The sequence below is a fragment of the Bacillus sp. cl95 genome (assembly GCF_900115925.1).
Taxonomy (GTDB): Bacteria; Bacillota; Bacilli; order Bacillales; family Cytobacillaceae; genus Neobacillus_A.
This window is the reverse complement of record NZ_FOYF01000001.1, coordinates 896314-916947: the sequence shown is the minus strand read 5'-3', so window position 1 is coordinate 916947 and position 20634 is coordinate 896314. Positions and strand designations below refer to the sequence as shown.

Annotated in this window: 19 protein-coding genes and 1 riboswitch; of the genes, 12 read left to right on the top strand and 7 right to left on the bottom strand. The window is 36.7% G+C overall.

The genetic code is table 11. The annotated features are described in order from the left end of the window. Positions 1-268: 268 nt before the first annotated feature. From BMZ31_RS04545 to BMZ31_RS04520, 6 genes are all read left to right on the top strand, one after another. Complete coding sequence (locus BMZ31_RS04545) at positions 269-610, top strand: PadR family transcriptional regulator (protein WP_090830517.1); 342 nt, start codon at positions 269-271, stop codon at positions 608-610. After that, a complete protein-coding gene (locus BMZ31_RS04540) occupies positions 597-1238 on the top strand; it encodes an HAAS signaling domain-containing protein (RefSeq protein ID WP_090830516.1) in 642 nt (213 codons plus the stop codon). Before BMZ31_RS04545 ends, BMZ31_RS04540 begins: the two co-directional genes overlap by 14 nt. A gap of 67 nt (positions 1239-1305) precedes the next feature. Then, positions 1306-2766, top strand: coding sequence for a DUF4153 domain-containing protein (locus tag BMZ31_RS04535; protein WP_090830515.1), 1461 nt, complete (start codon positions 1306-1308; stop codon positions 2764-2766). 32 nt (positions 2767-2798) lie between these two features. Further along, positions 2799-3497, top strand: coding sequence for a response regulator transcription factor (locus tag BMZ31_RS04530; protein ID WP_090830514.1), 699 nt, complete (start codon positions 2799-2801; stop codon positions 3495-3497). Next, positions 3487-4896: a sensor histidine kinase gene (locus tag BMZ31_RS04525; RefSeq protein WP_090830513.1), complete on the top strand. Its 1410-nt coding sequence runs from the start codon at positions 3487-3489 to the stop codon at positions 4894-4896. The genes BMZ31_RS04530 and BMZ31_RS04525 overlap by 11 nt, the downstream gene beginning before the upstream one ends. Positions 4897-5425: 529 nt before the next feature. After that, entirely contained in the window at positions 5426-5779 is a 354-nt protein-coding gene (locus BMZ31_RS04520; RefSeq protein WP_090830512.1) for a hypothetical protein, read from the top strand. A 59-nt stretch (positions 5780-5838) separates the two neighbouring features. Here BMZ31_RS04520 and BMZ31_RS04515 read toward each other — a convergent pair whose 3' ends face one another. The 6 genes from BMZ31_RS04515 to BMZ31_RS04490 form a co-directional block, all read right to left on the bottom strand. Then, positions 5839-6021: a hypothetical protein gene (locus BMZ31_RS04515; protein WP_090830511.1), complete on the bottom strand. Its 183-nt coding sequence runs from the start codon at positions 6019-6021 to the stop codon at positions 5839-5841. 118 nt (positions 6022-6139) lie between these two features. Further along, positions 6140-7489 (bottom strand): hemolysin family protein, encoded by a 1350-nt coding sequence (locus BMZ31_RS04510; RefSeq protein WP_090830510.1) that lies wholly within the window; start codon positions 7487-7489, stop codon positions 6140-6142. 66 nt (positions 7490-7555) lie between these two features. Next, positions 7556-7957 (bottom strand): MerR family transcriptional regulator, encoded by a 402-nt coding sequence (locus BMZ31_RS20875; protein ID WP_090830509.1) that lies wholly within the window; start codon positions 7955-7957, stop codon positions 7556-7558. A 216-nt stretch (positions 7958-8173) separates the two neighbouring features. Continuing rightward, positions 8174-9478, bottom strand: a complete 1305-nt coding sequence (locus BMZ31_RS04500; RefSeq protein WP_090830508.1) for a hemolysin family protein — start codon at positions 9476-9478, stop codon at positions 8174-8176. Between the two features lie 410 nt (positions 9479-9888). Beyond that, positions 9889-10437, bottom strand: coding sequence for a GNAT family N-acetyltransferase (locus tag BMZ31_RS04495; protein ID WP_090830507.1), 549 nt, complete (start codon positions 10435-10437; stop codon positions 9889-9891). Between the two features lie 31 nt (positions 10438-10468). Then, positions 10469-11629, bottom strand: coding sequence for a histidine kinase N-terminal domain-containing protein (locus BMZ31_RS04490; protein ID WP_090830506.1), 1161 nt, complete (start codon positions 11627-11629; stop codon positions 10469-10471). A 182-nt stretch (positions 11630-11811) separates the two neighbouring features. After that, a riboswitch (TPP riboswitch) is annotated at positions 11812-11915 on the top strand. 127 nt (positions 11916-12042) lie between these two features. Between BMZ31_RS04490 and thiT the strand changes: the two genes are divergently transcribed. The 4 genes from thiT (at position 12043) to BMZ31_RS04470 (ending at position 15691) form a co-directional block, all read left to right on the top strand. Beyond that, the gene (thiT, locus tag BMZ31_RS04485; protein WP_090830505.1) at positions 12043-12618 is read left to right on the top strand and encodes an energy-coupled thiamine transporter ThiT; all 576 of its coding nucleotides are present in this window, start codon (positions 12043-12045) and stop codon (positions 12616-12618) included. A gap of 146 nt (positions 12619-12764) precedes the next feature. After that, complete coding sequence (locus BMZ31_RS04480; protein ID WP_090830504.1) at positions 12765-13217, top strand: helix-turn-helix transcriptional regulator; 453 nt, start codon at positions 12765-12767, stop codon at positions 13215-13217. A 120-nt stretch (positions 13218-13337) separates the two neighbouring features. Then, the gene (locus tag BMZ31_RS04475; RefSeq protein WP_090830503.1) at positions 13338-13520 is read left to right on the top strand and encodes a hypothetical protein; all 183 of its coding nucleotides are present in this window, start codon (positions 13338-13340) and stop codon (positions 13518-13520) included. Between the two features lie 125 nt (positions 13521-13645). Further along, positions 13646-15691, top strand: coding sequence for a transglycosylase domain-containing protein (locus BMZ31_RS04470; RefSeq protein ID WP_090830502.1), 2046 nt, complete (start codon positions 13646-13648; stop codon positions 15689-15691). A gap of 91 nt (positions 15692-15782) precedes the next feature. Here BMZ31_RS04470 and BMZ31_RS04465 read toward each other — a convergent pair whose 3' ends face one another. Beyond that, positions 15783-16109, bottom strand: a complete 327-nt coding sequence (locus BMZ31_RS04465) for an HPr family phosphocarrier protein (RefSeq protein ID WP_254778579.1) — start codon at positions 16107-16109, stop codon at positions 15783-15785. 709 nt (positions 16110-16818) lie between these two features. Between BMZ31_RS04465 and BMZ31_RS04460 the strand changes: the two genes are divergently transcribed. Both BMZ31_RS04460 and BMZ31_RS04455 read left to right on the top strand, forming a co-directional pair. After that, on the top strand, positions 16819-18570 hold the full coding sequence (locus BMZ31_RS04460; RefSeq protein ID WP_090830500.1) for an ABC transporter ATP-binding protein: 1752 nt from the start codon (positions 16819-16821) through the stop codon (positions 18568-18570). Between the two features lie 4 nt (positions 18571-18574). Then, on the top strand, positions 18575-20593 hold the full coding sequence (locus tag BMZ31_RS04455) for an ABC transporter ATP-binding protein (protein ID WP_090830499.1): 2019 nt from the start codon (positions 18575-18577) through the stop codon (positions 20591-20593). Positions 20594-20634: the final 41 nt, after the last annotated feature.

Sequence of the window (20634 nt, the reverse complement as noted above, 5' to 3'; positions counted from 1 at the left end):
GAAGGATGTATTAAAGGTCAATGTTGATCTTTTACACCTATTGATTGGAGCGGAGGGGACAAGACTCCTGCGGACTCACCTGACACCCCGCGGAAAGAGATTTCCTGGAGCGGAAAATCAACAGTCTAATTTAACATAGCCTTTTTGAAAAACAACTTTAACATAAATATACCATTTGATTTCAAATTTTTTCTATAATTTAACTTTACTTTTCTTCTTATTATCTTGTAATATGATATTACCTAATAATTCTAGGTAGGTGATAAATATGTTTAATCGGGAGCTTTTAAAAGGGAGCACTTCGTTGATTGTTTTGCAAATGCTACAAGAACGCGATATGTATGGTTATGAATTGGTGAAGGAATTGGATAAACGCAGCGACCATCATCTGCAGGTAAAAGAAGGTACTTTATATCCTGCCCTTCATAAACTGGAAAATCAAGAATATATCGAATGTTATTGGCAAGAGCAAGAGAAGGGACCTGCACGCAAGTATTACCGAATTACGGCTGCAGGGAAAGAAATGTTAGATGAAAAAACGCAGGAATGGAATCAATTTGTAAAGGTCATGAACAAAGTGATGAGGAGACCTGGACATGATTCGATCTAAGGAAGAGTTCTTGCTGTTATTAGAGCAGGGGATAAAAAAACATCCTGATAAGGAAAAGATTTTGGAAGAGTATGATTTGCATATTTCAGAACTAATTTTGGAATTGTCACAGCAAGAAGGAAATCAAGGTTCAGTCATGGATCACGTTGTCAAAAGGCTAGGAACTCCTGATGAAATCGCAGCACTTTGGCTTGAGGAAGTCAGTGCGTCTCCAGAAAAAACGAAATGGTTATTCATATTGACAAACGTTTTCTTCTTCATAGGTGGGAGTGCGCTAACTCTTGCGTATCATTTGCTTGAATTAAAATGGATAGATGGTATGTGGGGTAAATTGACGGCTATTCCCTTTACAATCATGATGGTTTACATGTTTTTCTGGGCATTGTTAGGATATGAAATTGGTAAATCTTTTGGGCATGGAGGAAAGAAACTCCTTAGAAAGACATTCATTTGGGCATTAGCTCCCAATATTCTATTAATGAATTTAGTGTTGTTCCAAATTATTCCCCGAGATTGGTTTCAGCCCTTGTTGAGTACAAATTTTATCTTATTATGTATAGGGGCAACAGTCTTATTGTATCCAATTAGCTGGTTTGGTTATCGTTGGGGGAAAAAGGTCTCTTTGTAGTCCTTTTTTTTAACTATATACATCGTAATTCTATGTATATAGAAATAGTATGTAATAGGAGGTTCGTATGGAAATCATTAATCGAAAAAACTCATGGGTATTCTTAATTCTTTGCTTTGTTGTTGGTGCAATGGCAGAGATTTCATTTTTACATGGATGGGTAGGTATATCATATCCTATATTTATCATTTTTTTCTATTCACTTTTCCTATGGCGTTTCAGAACGAAGCAACTAACTCATCATAGAATGGGGACACTATTGTTAGTATGTATTTGGCTCCTTTCGTTGACTTTTACTCTTTTTGATAATGTCTTGTTTTATGCACTTAATTCGCTCCTATTGCCGCTACTCATATGTGTGCATCTTGTATTAATTACTAGCCCTAAATGGTTAGAGTGGGATCGTCTTGAGTTTGTTCAGCATGTTTTTAAGAGGATTGGTGGTGCGATTCACTACGATATTCGGTGTGCGGCAGTTCTTAGAAGAAAAATGAAAGGCAGGATGAAGGAATCAACTTATGATTCAATGAGGAAAACTTTATTAGGAATATTGTTTTCCGTTCCCATTCTATTTATAGTGATTAACCTTTTAGTTTCAACGGATGTCCACTTTGCTGACCTGATTGGTAAAATTCCAAATTCGCTTCTAAGCGCTGATATGGTTGAAACTATCCTTAGGAGTTTAGCAGTATTCGTTTATTCCTTAATCATTTTTGGGTTTTTCCAAGTATTGGGCAAAAGGAATATTCCCACAAGGAATCCTCAAATTCGAGGGGAGAAAACTTTTTTTGATGGAGTCAGTATTCTTCCGATTTTGGTCCTTTTGAATGTCACCTATGTGTTATACACCATTATCCAATTCCAATACTTCTTTAGTGGTTCATTGCAGGATGGTTTTACTTATGCTGAATATGCTCGTCGGGGTTTCTTTGAATTAATGACAGTAACCATCATCAATCTTTCACTCATTATATTCGTTCTAAATTATGTCAAACAAAACAAGAAGATTATGTTGTTCATTCGTATACTGCTCACATTACTTGTTTTATTTAGCAACGTTATGCTTGCTTCAGCTTTCATAAGGCTATATTTATATGAAGAAGTATTCGGTTTCACCCTGGCCCGTGTTTTGCCTCACTCATTCATGTTATTTTTGACGGTGATTTATGGTTTTACATTATTGAAAATATGGATTGAGCGGGTTTCATTATTAAGATTTTTCTTTCTTACTGGTATTGTCTATTACACGCTTCTAAATATGGCCAATGTTGATAGGTTTATTGTAGATCAAAATATCGCACGCTATGAAAAGACAGCGAGAATAGACATATATTACATGAATAGCTTATCCTATACAGGTTTAGATGGGTTGATCAGTTTATATGAAAAGGAACCAAATATCCATGGATTGCAACAATTATTGAAAGAACGTCAAATGGAAGAGTACAATACACTTGAATCTTGGCAATCATATAATTTTACGAAAGACAAAGTAGTTGACCGTTTAGAAAAACTCTCATTTAATTAAGATAGATTGAAAAAAGTAAGCAGGTGAGTAAGTTGAAGATACTAGTAATTGAAGATAATGAGAGTGTTTGCTCCATGCTAGAAATGTTTTTCATGAAAGAGGGCTATAAAGGAGAATTTGTTCATAATGGGTTAGAAGGGTATGACCGTTTTCGTTCAGGTGATTGGGATCTGCTCATTTTGGACTGGATGCTACCTGGGATGGATGGAGTCAGCCTTTGTAGAAAAATAAGGGAAGTTAGCAATGTTCCCATTATCCTATTAACAGCAAAAGATAGTGAGTCTGACCAGGTCTTGGGGTTGGAAATGGGTGCAGATGATTATGTAACAAAGCCCTTCAGTCCGTTGACGCTTTTGGCAAGAATCAAGGCTGTTTCAAGAAGGTTTCATCAAGATCCTAAAGTGAATGAATTGAACTATTTACAGTCTGATCATTTTAAAATCAGTAAGGAAACGCGAGAGGTTTATCTTGATGGAGAAAAGGTAAATAACTTAACTCCTAAAGAGTTTGATTTGCTTTACTATTTCATTCAAAACAACAGGCAAGTGTGTTCCCGAGAACAACTTCTAGATAAAGTGTGGGGGTACCAATATTATGGTGACGAACGAACAGTTGATGTTCACGTAAAACGTCTACGGAAAAAAATTGGCACAACTGAAACTCCATTTATTCATACGATTTGGGGCATAGGGTATAAATTTGATGAAACTGTGAGTCAACATGAAATTTAAGTACTTTCATCAATTACTTCTTAGTCACATAAGCGTGCTCTTGATTGCATTCTTCTTATTGTGGTTACTGTTTTATAGTTTTTTAGAGAGCTTCATTTACCAAAATAAAGTGGAAGAACTTCAATCGTTTGGGGTGCAGATCATAACAGACTTAACAGACCCTACAGAAGTGAGTCCCTCTTTTCTAAAGCATTATAATGATTTGTTACAGGCAAGAAACATCCGTTTTTACCTTTTCGATGGCAGTGGAAAAGTGGTAGGCTCCAAAGAAGCACAACCACCTCTCGTTAAGTTGACGGAGGAAGAATGGAATGATATTCAGAATGGAAAAAGCGTTATGGTCAAACATGATTTGGAAAGATTCAAGCAAGAAGTAACGCTTGTGGCTCTTCCATATATGGAAAATCATACTTTGTTAGGTGGGGTTCTGTTGGCCTCCCCCATTAGTGGGGCAAGAGAAATTATCCAACAGATTAATCAATATTTTCTACTGACTGTTGCCTTCACGCTAATCGTTACCTTCCTTCTGAGTGGTATCATTTCGAAATACTATGTGAAGAGAATCAATCGTATTAGGGAGGCTACCTCTATGATTTCTGCGGGGGATTACCATTTTGATATCCCTTTTAGCGGTTATGATGAAATCGGTGGTCTCGCAGAAGATTTTAATCGTATGGGTGGTAAATTAAGAGATTCCCAGCAGGAAATTGAGCGGCTTGAAAATAGACGTCGTCAATTTATTGCAGATGTCTCCCATGAACTCCGGACACCGTTGACAACAATCAGCGGTCTTGTGGAAGGAATCAGAAATGATATGATTCCTCGCGAAGACCAGAAAAGAAGCATGGATTTAATCAATCAAGAAACAAAGAGGCTGATCCGTCTTGTAAACGAAAATCTTGATTATGAAAAAATTAGATCCAATCAGATTAAGCTTACAAAAGAGGAAATTGACCTTATTGAAGTGTTAGAGGTGATAAAAGAACATTTAGATGGTCAGGCACACCTCAAAAATAATGAAATCATTCTTGAAATAGAAGCAGGGATAAGTGTAACTGCTGATTATGACAGGCTATTGCAAATCTTGCTGAACATCACTAAAAATAGCATCCAGTTTACTTCAGATGGTTCTATCTACTTAAGAGGATGGCAATCGCCAAAAGAGACAACCATTGAAATAGAGGACACTGGTTCAGGTATTGATCCTGAAGAAATCGAATCAATCTGGCACCGCTTCTATAAAGCTGATTTATCTAGAACAAGCAATGCTTTTGGTGAATTTGGTTTAGGGTTATCCATAGTAAAAAAACTTGTTGAATTGCATAACGGTAGCATATCTGTATCAAGTGAGAAAAATATGGGTACCAAATTTTTGATTAAGCTTCCGGCAACGTACTAAAAGAAAAAATGAGAGGTGATGCAATAGTGCTCAGCACTTATCGTATCACCTCTTTTCTATAGGCTTTATTAAACGAAACTGTTGATTATTTTATGGGAGAGAATCCGCGAGACTCCTCGAAAATCCTCGAAAATCCTCCATTATGCTATCGCATAATATCGTGCGATGTAAATTCAGGGAAGAATTCCTTGTTTATCGCATTTCCTTCGTGCGGTGATTATTCACGGAAGCTTATTCAATGTCCTGCGGAAAAACGGGCTGGAAAGACCCCGCAGTGAGGAACGAGCGAGGAGGATCGCCAGTTCGTGTGCGGAAAGGGAGTGGATTCCCCATACTCACTTATAAAAAAACAACACTAAACATTAACAGAGCCTTTCTATATGAAGGGCTGCCAGTTGGATGTCCATTCACGTTGCCTCACAAATTTCACAAATACCCTTTCATACTGTATTGTTCCTTAATTTGTAACATGTGCATGCTAGGAATGATGATAAGATGAAACTAACTTAATGAGAGGGAGCGAATTAGAATGGACGCAAACTTTTCGCAATTAGCAAACACAGTTGGTGAAATCAAGAATTTAATGGATTCATTTCAAGATACGCTTGTAAATATAGAAAAGAGACTTTCTCGCCTCGAGAAAATGGATAGTATTGAGCACAGAGTAGAGGTAAACCAAATTGATTTATCAGATATTAAAGAAGCAATCCTAAGGATGGAAGACCATCAAAATGAAGAAATTGGGAAGGTACTTCAAGTCATGAAAGAGAGTTTTACCAAAGAGCACAATGAGACAATTATGCATATTAATCGGCGCTTGGATTCACATTTGATAAAGCTTGCAAAAGCAGAAGAAGAAATAATTATCTTAAAAAATAGATGAGAATAGAGAGAAACAAAAGAAAGGAGCATCCACCTGAATGAATGCTCCATTTTTTATATTTATTTCTTGATTAACGATTTCACTCCTAAATAAAGCAATGCGAATGAAAATACTATAATTGCGATGACTCCAACGATGTCAAAGAAAGTAACGAGGCTAGAGATGAAAGATAGGCTAGGAAGGTCAAGTAGGGCAAAACCAGCCAATATACACGCGACATATAAAAACACGATAGGATTCATTTGTACACCTCCTTAAGAACAATATATTCAAAAAGACTGTACTTGACTGAGACATCTGTCCAAAAAATGATTTGAATTTTAAAAACCCAGGTCATGAATGACCTGGGTTTTAAATGTATTATGATAAGACTTCTGTTTGTGAAATCTTTAGTTCCGAGGAAGGCTCTGTTTCATCTGCCTTTTTTGTAACTTCAATATATTTAATGTGGTGTTCTTCCATTTCGATAATTTTAAAAGCAAAAGTATCGAAGTCAAGAATGTCACCTTCATTTGAATCATAGTTTTCTGTCAGCATCCAACCGCCAATTGTATCCACGTCTTCGTCGTCAATTTCTAATCCGAGTAGATCATTGACTTCACTAACAAGTACCTTCGAATCAATAATAAAGTGATTATCTTTGATTTTTCGAATCATAGGCACTTCATCCATGTCAAATTCGTCACGGATCTCGCCGACAATCTCTTCAAGAATATCTTCTACTGTTACAAGACCTGAAGTACCACCATATTCATCCATCAAGATAGCCATGTGAATACGGTCTTTTTGCATTTTTACAAGTAAGTCATGAATTGGAATCGTTTCAATGACTCTAATGATTGGGCGCGTATAAATTTCTAATGTTTGCGTATCAAGATTCTCGTTACCAATTAAGTCTGTCATCATTTCTTTGATATTAACAAGACCGATGATATGGTCTTTATCGCCATCGATGATAGGATAGCGTGTGAATTTTTCTTCCTTTAGGACTTGAAGAAAAGTAGCTAATGTATCATCTTTAGAAAGCGACATAATTTCGGTACGAGGAACCATGATTTCTTTTGCAATTCTATTATCGAATTCAAATATCTTATTTACATACTTAAACTCTGATTGGTTGATTTCACCACTTTTTAAACTTTCAGCCATAATGATGCGAAGCTCTTCCTCAGAATGTGCCATTTCATGTTCTGACGCTGGTTTTAGACCAAACATGCTTGTGAATATACGTGCAGAACCGTTTAATGCCCAAATGAAAGGAAACATGATCTTATAAAACATGATGAGCGGACGAGCCATGAGCAACGTTACTTTTTCAGCTTTTTGAATAGCCAACGTTTTAGGAGCCAGTTCTCCGACAACAACATGCAAGAAAGTAATAGCTGCGAAAGCGATAGCGAACGTAATGACATGGGAAACTCCTTCAGGAATAGCCATACCATCGAAAATTGGACGAAGCATCATTTCAATTGTCGGTTCACCTAACCAACCTAGACCGAGTGCCGTTATGGTGATACCTAATTGACAAGCTGATAAATACTCATCCAGATTCGAAATAATTCTTTTTGCAGCTATAGCATTCGTATTGCCTTCTTCAATTAACTGATCAATTCTTGAACTTCGTATCTTTACAATCGCAAACTCCGATGCGACGAAAAAAGCTGTTAAAGCAATTAAAATGGCTATTAAAACCAAGTTAAATATGTCCAAATAATTTCCCTATCTCGTTAGAAAACGAGTAAGGAGTCACCTCCCGATTAATAAACGAAATTTGATTTAACTCGTTAAATTCAAAAGTGATTTCATAAGTGCCGAGCCTTCGGAGTTAATATTTTTAGAAAAAACCTTACGTTGATCCTCATTCATATTTTCTATCAAAGGCAATAAAACATTTATCTCATTGTGCAATTGTTTCATTTGTTGCGCAACGGCATTGATTTGTTCTTCCACTTCTGAATCACGAATTATCTTGTTTTTCTTTATTTCTAGTTTTCTCTTAATCTCATCTAATGGAAAATGCATGCTCTTGCATGCTTCGATGAATTCCAAATCTTGCAATGCTTCTTCCGTATAAATACGATAATTACCTTTTGAACGTTCTGCTTTTAGCAGTCCAATCGTTGTGTAATAATCAATCGTTCTTTTCGAAGTATTTGCAATACTTGCTAGTTCGCCGATACGATAGACAACCCCATCATACCACCTCTTTAACGTAAAATTAGTTACCTTTCATTATATACAAATGAAAGTATACAGTCAAACGTTCCGGTTTAGAGAGAATGTTGTAAGACATTGTATGGGAATAGGGGAGAAAATATGTGCATCATTTATAAATACAAAAACAAACGTCCACAAAACGAAGACGTTTGTTTTTGTAGAAATAATTTCTTAAAGTTAAACATTCTCACTGACCTTTTTAACCTCTAAGTACCAAATATGATGTCCTTCTAACTCCTTAATCTTAAATTCATAACCGTCAGCATTTATGCTGTCGCCTTCATTTATTTCATATTTACGTGTCAAGAACCATCCAGCTATTGTATCCACGTCATCTTCTTCTAGATCGATGCCTAAAAGGTCGTTTACTTCCGTGATTAGTACTTTTCCATCCAATATATAGTGATCCTTTCCCATCTTTTGTATGAGTGGAAGCTCATCAGTATCAAACTCATCTCGGATTTCTCCGACTATTTCTTCCAAAATATCTTCAGTTGTTACAAGGCCAGCTGTCCCTCCGTATTCATCGGATAAAATGGCCATTTGCGAGCGGTCCTTTTGCATCCTCATTAATAAGTCTTGAATAGGAATGTTTTCCATAGCCCTGATAACTGGTTTAATATATGGTGTTAAAGGTTCCTCACCTTTACACTTTTGCATAATGCAATCCGTTAAGATTTCCTTAGAATTTACGATGCCGAGTATATTATCTTTGTCTCCATCAATGACGGGATATCGTGTATATCTTTCTTCTCTTATCGTTTTGAAAATTTCGTCCATGTTTTGGTCAATTGATAAACAAACCATCTCCATACGTGGTACCATTATTTCTTTAGCAACGCGATTATCAAATTCAAAGATCCTGTTCACATATTTGAATTCAGATTGATTAATTTCTCCACTCTTATAGCTCTCAGAAAGAATGATTCTTAGTTCTTCCTCAGAGTGTGCGAGTTCATGTTCAGAGGCAGGTTTTAGTCCAAATAAGCCGACAATTAGCCTTGCTGCAGTATTTAATAGCCAAATGAATGGATACATGATTTTATTAAACAGTATAAGTGGCGGTGAAAATAATAAAGTGATGGCTTCTGCCTTTTGAATCGCAAAAGTCTTTGGAGCTAATTCACCCACTACCACATGTAAAAAGGTAATTAATGAAAAAGCGATAATAAAGGATAGAATATGACTTAATGATTCTTGAAGTTGCAACCTCTCAAATAGGGGATGGAGCATTCTTTCGACAGTAGGTTCACCAAGCCAACCTAGTCCTAATGATGTAATGGTTATCCCTAATTGACAGGCAGAGAGGTACTCATCCATATGTGTGACTACTCTCTTGGCAGCCTTGGCCTTTGGATGGCCTTCTGCTAATAATTGATCAATTCTTGTACCTCGTATTTTTACTACTGCAAACTCAGATGCAACAAAGAAAGCTGTCAGTGCAATAAGAATGATAATTAATATGACATTTGTAATAATCATATGAAACCCTACTAGATGTAAGGCCGCCACCTCCGTTCAAAGTTGTTTATAATTAAGAAAGGGAATGAATTTGATTTTAATCTGGATTTCTTTTAATATTCCCTTACATCCTTTTTTTACAATTAAGTTCAATTGAAACTTTAATTAATGTTTTTTTTTATAAAAAGTCGTTTTCGTAAGATTTGTTACTATTTAACAAATAAAAAGTAGTGGTTGATTACCACTCCAGGATGCTCACCTGTCCCGCTGCTCCCGCAGCACAAAGAAAAGGTGATAGCATTTTCGAGGAGTCTCGCACCTTCCGCTCCAATGAACTTCTTTGAATATGGTTTTCTTCCACAAAGCTTATTAGAAAAACAACAATCTTTTAGAAAAGAGCCAATAAAAAAAACTGCCATCAGCAGTTTTTGTTAATCTTGTTTATTCCATTCCCTTGATAACATGCCGTAAACTATCAAATCGTGAAAAACTCCATTCAATACCTCGCCATCTCGAATTGCACCCTCTTTTACAAATCCAAGTCTTTCGGGTATCGATCGGCTCTTTATGTTGTATTCACCACAGCGAATTTCAACGCGATTTAGACCAAGATCTAAGAAAGCATAATTAACTAAAGCTCGAACACACCTTGTCATAATCCCGTATCCTTGGGCTTTTTCGCTTAGATAATATCCAAGACTTGTTTGCCTGTTGCGCCAATCAATTTGATGGAAACCGATGCAACCAACTAATTTTTTTCTATACAGAATTCCAACATTGAAACCATTATTATCAGCAAATTGTTTTAACCATAAAGGAATAATCGCATGATATTGGGAAGGATGTGTCATCCCGTCAACCCAAGGAAGCCATTCGCGAAGATGATTCCGATTACGGTCTACAAGATTATAGAGTCTTTCAGCATCGTGTATTTGAAATAATTGCAGCTCAATATCTTGATCTATTTTTAATGAAAACAAACGTTGGCCTCCTCGAATGAGTTAGGTACCCTTATGGAAGGGGAGTGTCTACAGGTGAAAAAATTTCTTCCTCAGCAATGGGTAGTACAATGGAAAACATGGTTTTATCTATAGTGGATATACATGACAGATGTCCTTTATGCTTTTCGATAATTTCTTTACATACAAAAAGTCCAAGTCCAGTGCCTAGCTTTTTGGTTGTAAAAAAAGGTTCAAAAATAGTGCGATGATACTCTTCTGGAATCATTGGACCATTGTTGGCAATATCTATTCTAATTGTTCCACTTTGTACGGGATGACTAATGATTTCAATTGTTGGTTGATCTACATCATGATGTCCAAGAACGTCAATTGCATTAAAAATAATGTTAATGAAAACCTGTCTGATTTCATCTGCGTATCCCCATAGAGGAAGATCCCTATCAAGTTCCTTAATAATTCGCACTTTTCCATCAAGGATGCTAGGATACAAGAAGTTTAAGACTTCTTCGATCATTTGATTCAATTGGAACATAACCTTTTCTTTACCAATTAATTCTTTTTTAGACAGTAGTAAGAACTGCGAGATGCGAAAGTTCAATTGCTCAAGTTCGTTCGAAATAATATCAAGATATTTCATACTTGGATAATCCGCTTTAAGGAGTTGGATAAAACCTTGAATGGATGTCATTGGGTTTCGAAATTCATGGATAAAGCTTGAAGTCATTTGTCCCAACAATGTAAGACGATCTTGGTGTGTAGAATCAATAAACTGCGTCTTTTCTTCAATAATTTTATTTTTCGCTTCAGTATAATGGGTTACCGCATAATATAGAAATTTATCAAAACAAAAATTGATTTTGTTTATAGACTCTTGCAGGTCAGGCCAGTCGAGTCCAGCTTTGCTCAACTGCGTATAAACAAGGGACCTTCCAAGGTCGACGTTATAGACAAAGTCACCGATGTTAATGTTGGCTAAGACTCTTTCTTCTGCCACATGATGCGCTAAATCCTGTATAAAATGAAGTAGTTCTTCTTCTGAAAGAAGGAATGTATTTTCAATAATGCTAAATATAGAAGTAGCATTCTCAATGATTTTATCTTTGAATGGATCATCATTGGAGACCATGATCGATTTGGCCCAATCGTTTAATAATTCGTCTTTATGGCTTTGAAGATAAAACAGAAATTTGTTCTTCGTATCTTGTATCATGTCAAGCCTCCATATGAATTAGGTTCCGAAAAGAATGGTTATTTGAGTTATTCGTTAAAGGTGGGGAAATTCCTTTAATTTTTGAAAAAAAAGGACTTAAAACCACTACTTTCATTGTATTTTAGTGTGTGACTTGTAAAAATAAATTTAGAGTAGTATATTCATAGAGGAAATCAATTGAATACTTCCACAAGGGGGGCCAAATTTGGCTGAGAGTGAACGATCGAGTTCTGACCCTTTGAACCTGTTAGTTAACGCTAGCGTAGGGATGTGGTTTGGTGAATAATGTCAGCAATTTGGACCAAGCGCGCAACCGTCCAGATTGCTTTTTTATTTGCACAAAATACCAATGCGCCATGTCGACTGTTAGGTTAGGTTTCAACGATATCCAACCATAAAAGGGGGAAACGTATATGAAACAATCTCAGAGTAAGACATTATTTTTAGTGGAAATTGCTGTTTTTACAGCGCTTGCCTATTTACTTGATCTAGTATCAGCATTCGTGTTTTCGAGAATTTGGCCACAAGGAGGGTCCGTCTCGATTGCGATGGTACCGGTGTTCTTAATGGCTTTCCGTTGGGGGATTAAAGGCGGGGTTCTGACTGGTTTATTGCTTGGACTACTACAATTTATTTTAGGGTTTGCATCTATTTACACTCCGGTACAGGGTGTACTGGATTACTTAATTGCCTTTTCGGTTTTAGGGTTTGCTGGGCTATTTGCAGGGCAAGTAAAAAGTGGTCTTATGGAGAATAAGCGAACAAAATGGATAACAGGTTTGATATTAGGAACAGTAGTAGGAAGTGTCCTTCGCTTTCTTTGTCATTTCATTTCTGGAATTGTATTCTTTGGTTCTTATGCTCCGAAGGGTCAGCCAGTTGCCTTGTATTCTCTTATTTATAATGGAACGTACATGCTGCCAAGTCTTATCATTAGCGCAATCATCATGATATTAGTTGTAAGTGCATTACCGAAAAGAATGATTTAATCAACAGGCAAGTTCAATAAAGCGAATCAATAAAAATGTCTAAGTTTCAACTTAGGCATTTTTTTATGATTATTTTGCAAATAGCTTTTAAATAAAAGAATATTTGTGTAAAATTACACTAACCATAAAAAGAAGAAGGTATGAATGTGACAAGAGATGAGATTATCCTCAAGATATCGGAAAAGTTAAGGCTTGTACGAACGGAAGCGGGTTATACACAAGATAAGATGGCCGATATCATCGGTCTATCTAAGAAAACGCTTGTACAGATTGAAAAAGGCAGAGCACTTGCCAATTGGTCCACAGTCGTTGCTACATGTGCACTTTTCCGTGAAACAGAAACCATTCAATTTATTTTCGGAAATGAACCTTTAGAGGTTTTAGAAACAGTGGCTCGTGATGGAAGAGACTATCGTCAAGAAAAAACACTGGGTGGGAAGATTTGGTGGAGAGAAATGATGAGAAGAAATGGCTTTATTTTACAACAAAATATTGTAAGTCAGCATTTCCGCATCTTGGACGAGGAACATTTTAGAATCTATAGTAGTATGGATGAGCATTCGGCAAAAATGAGATTTGAAGAATTATGTAAAGGGTAAACTTTTGAGAGCAGACATTGTCTGCTTTTTTCCATGGCATTAATTCTATTAAGTTACCCTCAAAAAATGCATATCGCAAACGAATCTTATTTTAAAATGTAAGAGACTGAGGTGAACAGAATGAGTAATTCGCAAGTTATGCATCCTACCATTCGTAAATGTTTACAACATCTTGAGATTCTTGATGCCGATGATAAAACAAAACAAATTGTATATATGTATATGGAGTCATTATATAAGGAACTAACAGAAGTAAATTTACTTCCACACGAAAACATGGAGCGAGATCAAATAAGCAATTAATAAAGCATTCGATATGAATCGAACGCTTTTTATTTTCGTTCAATGAATATGTTTTTTTTATAATGGGTAAAAGTAAACGATACTTCACATAAACACATCAAGAAAGTAATTCGCAGGGGGAACATATGAATAGGGAAAGTTATAGAAACAAAATGAAAAAAGATTGGAAACAACGTCATTGGAAACAAATCGTCTTATTGTTAGTCACTAGTTTCATTTTAATAGGATTAGGTTTCTTTCAGTTTTTTTCATCGGATGTGGATATTTCAAAGTTGAAGAATGAACTATTACAACCAACAGTTATTTATGATGTAAATGGTAAGGTAGCCAGCAAAATCTCAGGAAACAAAAACGAAGGCGTTTCGATAAATGAGATACCAGTGCATATGAAAAATGCTGTAGTCGCAATCGAGGATCACCGCTTTTACGATCATAGTGGAGTCGATTTAATCGGGATTTCAAGAGCATTTTTCCGTAATTTAAAGGCTGGCGGAGTAGTGGAAGGTGGAAGTACCATCACCCAGCAATTAACGAAGAACGCTTTGCTTTCTACTGAAAAAACTTACGATAGAAAATTAGAAGAGGTTTTCTTGGCTCGCGAAATTGAGAAGGAATATAGCAAAGACGAAATCCTGCAGATGTATTTGAACATGATCTATTTTGGTGAAGGGTCATGGGGAATCAAGCAAGCCTCACTTAAATATTTCGGAAAAGAACCAAAAGATTTAACTATCGCAGAATCTGCGCTTATCGCGGGACTAATAAAAGCACCTTCCGCACTTAATCCGTACGAACATATCGAAAAGGCGAAGGATAGACGGGACGTCGTATTGGTTCAAATGAAAGAACAAGGAATGATTTCTCAAAATCAATACGAACAAGCAAAATCTGAAAAGGTAACTTTGAAAGACAAAGGGGCTGATCCTTTTAAAGGTAAATACCCTTACTATGTTGATCACGTATTGGATGAAGCAATTAAGGTATACGGGTTGTCGCAAGACCAGTTATTAACGGAAGGATACAAGATTTATACGGAAATGGATACGACCATGCAGGGGGCTGTTGAAAACACATATGCCAGTGATAGTCTGTTTCCGTCAAGTAACGATGATACCATAGTACAAAGTGGCGCTGTTTTGATGGATCCACAAACTGGTGGCCTAAGAGCGATTGTCGGTGGCAGAGGACAGCATTATTTTAGAGGCTATAATAGGGCAACACAGCTTAAAGCTCAGCCAGGTTCAACAATGAAGCCGATTGCTGTTTATACTCCGGCCATTGAAGAAGGTTGGGATATTAAGGACCTTGTAAAAGATGAACCTATGAAATTTGGTAACTATGAGCCAAAGAATTATAAAGGTCGTATACATGGTGATGTTCCAATGTATGAAGCGGTTAAGGAGTCCTATAATATTCCAGCTGTTTGGCTGTTAAATGAAATAGGTATTGAAAAAGGTCTTGATGCCATTAACCGCTTTGGCATTCCTTTAGAAAAAGGGGAACGCAATCTTGCACTGGCTTTAGGTGGCTTACAAACGGGAGTATCTCCAAAGGAAATGGCTGAAGCCTATTCCGTATTTCCTAATTCAGGTACAAGAACAAAAGCGCATTCTATTAAGAAGATTGTTGATGTTGATGGAAACGTTGTTGCCCGTTTTAAAGAGAAAAAAATAAAAGTGACCAATAAGATTGTGACAGATAAGATGACGACCATGCTTTTAGGAGTGGTCGAACATGGTACAGGTAAGGCAGCACAAATTACAGGTTATGAAGTTGCTGGTAAGACAGGTTCAACCCAGGTACCCATAGAAGGGATTGATGGTGTAAAAGATCAATGGTTCGTTGGATATACTCAAAGTCTTGTAGGAGCTGTTTGGGTAGGATACGATAAGACCGATAAGAACCATTATTTGAATACCACAAGTAGTGAAGGGGCAGCCGTCATCTTTAAAGATTTCATGAAGGACGCCGTTAAAAATACCCCAAATACTCGTTTTGACGTTCCTCACATTGCAACATTCATGGAAGAAAAAAGACGTGAAGAAGAAAGAAAAAGGTCTGTAGAAGAGCAGTTTAAGAACGAAGCGGATAAATGGAAAAAAACGATCGAAGAAGAAACAAAGAAGTGGGAAAAGAAATTGAAAAAAGGTAAAGGAAAAAAAGGTCATTAAGAAGAGGGGGGCGTATAACGCCATCCCCTTTTTTGGGGGAAAACAAAAGGCATCGCCCATGTGTACTGGGAGGATGCCTTTAAACTAAATATCAAATTTGAAAAGTTTCTGTTGTATCAAGAAATCGTTTCTGATTCATACGCAATACAGAAATATGGCTCGTACAAATAGATTTAATGCTTTCTAAATGATTCTGAACATCGTTTCCTTCAACAATAATTTTCAATGCTGTTTGTGGCTCTACTGTCAGTAAAAATGATACCAGTTTAGGTAAATTAGAAGAATCCACCGCTTTATGTTGACTATATAAGTAAGTTGATCCATTAAAAGCTCTAGATGCTTGGAAAATTTCCAGCATTTTTTTCATCGAAAATTTGTTGTGAACGATGACATTCGTCGAGATAATTTCTTTCATCATTCTTTTCTCCTTTGTCTTATATACTATTTTTTGTGATAGTTTTTAAATACCCGTGTGAGAAAAGGCTAAACCACGAGGAACAGAAATGTGAAATTAGTCCTATCCGACGGATAGGGTGTCATGAAGCATCAAGAAAGTCCTTATTAGTTTAATTGCCTAATTATTAGAAAATACGTACAATTTACATAAATACGATTGACTAAAAGAATGTAGAGTGATAATCTAACAAAGAATGAAAAATAAGGAAAAGGAGGGTTACTAATGAACATGATAAAGTTGAATGACCAAAATAAAACTGCATACTCAAAATGTAACCTGTCCAACGCACTTATTTGATTTATTATTTATTGAATCAATTATATAAGGTGTAGACAGCACAGGTTACGTTTTCTTAAACGTGATTTGTGCTTTTTTGTCTCTTACACCCTTTTTAAACTGAGACATATCGCATTCCCGCGGTATGTCTTTTTTGTTTTTGGCTCTGTTAAAGTACAGTGTTGAATCTTTGCACTTGGTTGATTGGAGCGGAAATCACCAGACAAAATTAACATAGCCTTGTTATTTAGGAAGAAATAAGTAATTCGCATTTCTGTTAAATACTCATAAGGAGGAAGCAAAATGAAACCCAAAAAGGAATTGATGATTGAACATAACTCTGGGGATTTAGATGGTGGTTAACGATGGATAGGAAAAGAAGGGGGACGATAGAATGTTTTCGGTATTACAAAAATTAAGTTGGTTCTTTAGAGAAAATTGGAAAAGATATACTGTTGCTATTAGTTTGCTAACTTTTGTAGGTTTTATTGAAATCATACCGCCAAAGTTAATTGGTATGGCGATCGATGATATCCATATAGGAGAAATGACATTAGAGAAAATTTTTCGTTACGTTGGAATCATGGTAATACTTACGGTTTCTTCCTATATCATCACCTATGTTTGGATGTATCAATTATTCGGTGGAGCATTTTTAGTAGAAAGGCAGTTAAGATCACGTTTTATGCGTCATCTGCTTAAAATGACTCCTACTTTCTTTGAAAAGAACCGGACTGGGGATTTAATGGCACGAGCTACTAATGATTTAAAAGCAATATCCACTACAGCGGGGTTTGGAATTTTAACATTTGTAGATTCAAGTATTTGGATGTTAACGATTCTATTCACAATGGTGTTTTTCATTAGTTGGAAATTGACTTTGGCAGCAATTTTACCTTTACCGCTTATGGCTTTACTAATGAAGATGTACGGTAAAAAGATTCATCACCGCTTTACAAGTGCTCAAGATGCTTTTGGCGATTTAAACGATCGAGTATTGGAATCCATTGCAGGCGTTAGGGTAATTAGAGCTTTTGTACAGGAAAAAGCGGATGAACAGAAATTCCATGAAATGACAGAGGATGTTTATAGAAAAAATTTATCTGTTGCAGTAATCGATGCACTGTTTGAACCGACTATTAAAGTGTTGGTCGGGCTAAGCTATTTGATTGGTCTTGGATATGGAGCTTATCTCGTTTTCCATCAAAGTATTACGCTCGGTGAACTGGTGTCTTTTAATGTGTATTTAGGGATGCTTATTTGGCCAATGTTTGCCTTTGGTGAACTCATTAATATCATGCAACGAGGAAGTGCTTCCCTAGATCGTTTACAGGAAACCTTATCCTATGATGCGGACGTAAGCAATCCGGAAAATCCCGTGAATGTTGAGACTCCAGAAAGTATTGAATTCAATGATGTGACGTTTCAATACCCGTCTGCTACTAAACCAAATCTTCAAAAGATAAAGGTGAGGATTGATCGAGGACAGACGCTAGGTGTCGTAGGAAAAACAGGTAGTGGGAAGACGACATTTATTAAACAATTGCTTAGGGAATATCCAGCTGGAGAAGGGATGCTTGCCCTTTCAGATATTCCAATTGAAAGCCAAGACCTTGGAAAGGTTCGTGGATGGATGGGGTATGTCCCGCAAGAACATGTGCTATTTTCACGAACAGTAAAGGAAAATATTTTGTTCGGGAGAAGCGATGCAACAGAAGCCGATCTAGAAAAAGCTATCTATTTGGCAGCTTTCAAGAAAGACTTAGAAATATTACCAGAAGGCTTGGACACTTTGGTAGGAGAAAAAGGAGTCGCTCTTTCTGGTGGCCAGAAACAAAGAATTTCCATTGCGAGAGCTCTTATAAAGGATCCGGAAATCCTGATATTAGATGATTCACTTTCAGCTGTGGATGCAAAAACCGAGAAGCGGATTATTGAGAATATCCAGTCAGAGCGTGAAGGGAAAACTACGCTTATTACGACACATCGTATGTCTGCCGTCCAGCATGCTGATCATATCATTGTCTTTGATGATGGGAAAATCACAGAGGAAGGCACGCACGACCAACTGATGTTAAGAGGTGGCTGGTATAAAGAACAGTATATTCGCCAACAGGCGGAAGACACCGCGCAAAATGAGGGGTGACACCATGACAATAGGAAAAAGATTATTTGAATATGCCTTGATATATAAGAAAATCATCATCACGGCTTTGATTATGCTAACGATAGCGGTTGCGGCTGACTTAGCCGGACCGTTTGTAGCTAAGAAGCTGATTGATCAACACATACTTGGAATAGAATCACCTTGGTACAAAACCCAGAAGGGAAACATGTCGGTTGAATACAAAGGCGAGTATTTCACAAGAAAAGATTATTTAGAGGAATCTTTACCTGCTGAAAATCAGATTCGTATCCTCCAAGTTGGAAGTAAATTTGTAATGGTTAAACAACCAATTGATTTTGATGGGAAAAGAAGCATGGTCGCCGGACAATTGTTGATCAAAAAGGGAAGTGACACAAGTAAGTACAATGCAGAAATTTTAAGTGGTACTCAGTTGTTAAAGTTTTATTTGCCTGAAATTCCAAAAATGATAAAACTGTTAGGCATTTATTTTGCCTTGCTGGTTATAGCTGCATTCTTCCAATATGGTCAAAAGTATTATCTACAGAAATCTGCGAATAGAATTATTCAAAAAATGCGTGAAGATATTTTTGGTCATATCCAGCGATTGCCGATTCACTATTTCGATAATTTGCCGGCAGGTAAAGTAGTGGCCAGAGTAACGAACGATACGGAAGCCATTCGTGAATTGTACGTAACGGTCCTTTCTGTATTCTTCTCAAGTGCCATCAATATCGTGGGAATTTATGTAGCGTTATTTATCCTAAGTCCCAAGCTTGCGGCTCTATGCCTGATATTGTTACCCATTTTATATGTATGGATGATCATTTACAGAAGAATCGCTTCAAAATATAATCATGTCATTCGTGCCAGGGTTAGTGATATCAATGCAATGGTAAATGAGTCCATTCAAGGAATGAATATCATTCAAGCTTTTAAAAGAGAAAAAGAGACGATTGGTGAGTTTGAAAACTTCAATGAAGATCATTTTAAATTCCAGAACAAGCTTTTAAGCTTGAATTCTCTTACTTCACATAATTTGGTTAACGTTTTAAGAAATTTAGTGTTTGTCATCTTCATTTGGTACTTTGGTTCGGAATCGATAAGGGCTATCGATGTTTTGTCCCTAGGAATGTTGTACGCATTCGTAGATTATATCAATCGTTTGTTTAATCCAATTGTTGGAGTTGTAAACCAATTAGCCAATCTGGAGCAAGCGCTTGTGGCAGGAGAAAGAGCTTTTGAACTTCTAGATGAAAAAGGTGAAATGGTAAGTGATCAGGACATTCCAAGGTATAAAGGTAATGTGAAATTTGATCACGTTTCATTTGGATATAAAGAAGACGAATACGTTTTAAAAGACTTGGATTTTGAAGCTAAACATGGAGAAACTGTTGCACTGGTTGGTCATACAGGCTCTGGAAAGAGTTCAATTATGAATTTGCTGTTCAGGTTTTATGATTGCCAGAAGGGTTCTATTTTGATTGATGGAATCGACATAAAAAGTCTGCCTAGACAAACGATTAGAAAGCATATGGGTATTGTTTTACAAGATCCGTATTTGTTCACAGGAACCATTGCTTCAAATGTGGGACTTAATCATCCTGGGATTTCTAGAGAGAAAATCGAGAAAGCATTAGCTGACGTCGGAGCTGACGTTATCTTTAAAAACTTTGAAAATGGTTATGATGAGCCTGTGATTGAAAAAGGAAGCACTCTTTCCAGCGGCCAGAGACAGCTCATTTCTTTTGCAAGGGCACTCGCATTCGATCCGGCTATTCTCATACTCGATGAGGCTACTTCGAGTATTGATACCGAAACAGAAGCTGTTATCCAAGAAGCGATGGATGTGCTGAAGAAAGGTAGAACTACCTTCATTATTGCACATCGACTCTCCACTATTAGAAATGCTGATCAAATCATTGTGCTCGATAGAGGAAGAATTGTAGAGAAGGGAAACCATGATGAATTAATAGAGCGAAAAGGGAAGTACTACCAAATGTATCAATTACAACAAGGCGGAGCGTCCATATCGGTCTCCTAAAGGATGGCATTGCAGAATCGTTTTCAAAAATAAAGGAGTTC

Coding starts and splice junctions, on each gene's coding strand:
- BMZ31_RS04525 (WP_090830513.1), top strand. CDS start 3,487: ATGAAATTTAAGTACTTTCATCAATTACTTCTTAGTCACATAAGCGTG.
- BMZ31_RS04490 (WP_090830506.1), bottom strand. CDS start 11,629: ATGATACAAGATACGAAGAACAAATTTCTGTTTTATCTTCAAAGCCAT.
- BMZ31_RS04540 (WP_090830516.1), top strand. CDS start 597: ATGATTCGATCTAAGGAAGAGTTCTTGCTGTTATTAGAGCAGGGGATA.
- BMZ31_RS04545 (WP_090830517.1), top strand. CDS start 269: ATGTTTAATCGGGAGCTTTTAAAAGGGAGCACTTCGTTGATTGTTTTG.
- thiT (WP_090830505.1), top strand. CDS start 12,043: ATGAAACAATCTCAGAGTAAGACATTATTTTTAGTGGAAATTGCTGTT.
- BMZ31_RS04455 (WP_090830499.1), top strand. CDS start 18,575: ATGACAATAGGAAAAAGATTATTTGAATATGCCTTGATATATAAGAAA.
- BMZ31_RS04465 (WP_254778579.1), bottom strand. CDS start 16,109: ATGATGAAAGAAATTATCTCGACGAATGTCATCGTTCACAACAAATTT.
- BMZ31_RS04500 (WP_090830508.1), bottom strand. CDS start 9,478: ATGATTATTACAAATGTCATATTAATTATCATTCTTATTGCACTGACA.
- BMZ31_RS04470 (WP_090830502.1), top strand. CDS start 13,646: ATGAATAGGGAAAGTTATAGAAACAAAATGAAAAAAGATTGGAAACAA.
- BMZ31_RS04460 (WP_090830500.1), top strand. CDS start 16,819: ATGTTTTCGGTATTACAAAAATTAAGTTGGTTCTTTAGAGAAAATTGG.
- BMZ31_RS04520 (WP_090830512.1), top strand. CDS start 5,426: ATGGACGCAAACTTTTCGCAATTAGCAAACACAGTTGGTGAAATCAAG.
- BMZ31_RS04515 (WP_090830511.1), bottom strand. CDS start 6,021: ATGAATCCTATCGTGTTTTTATATGTCGCGTGTATATTGGCTGGTTTT.
- BMZ31_RS04475 (WP_090830503.1), top strand. CDS start 13,338: ATGAGTAATTCGCAAGTTATGCATCCTACCATTCGTAAATGTTTACAA.
- BMZ31_RS04535 (WP_090830515.1), top strand. CDS start 1,306: ATGGAAATCATTAATCGAAAAAACTCATGGGTATTCTTAATTCTTTGC.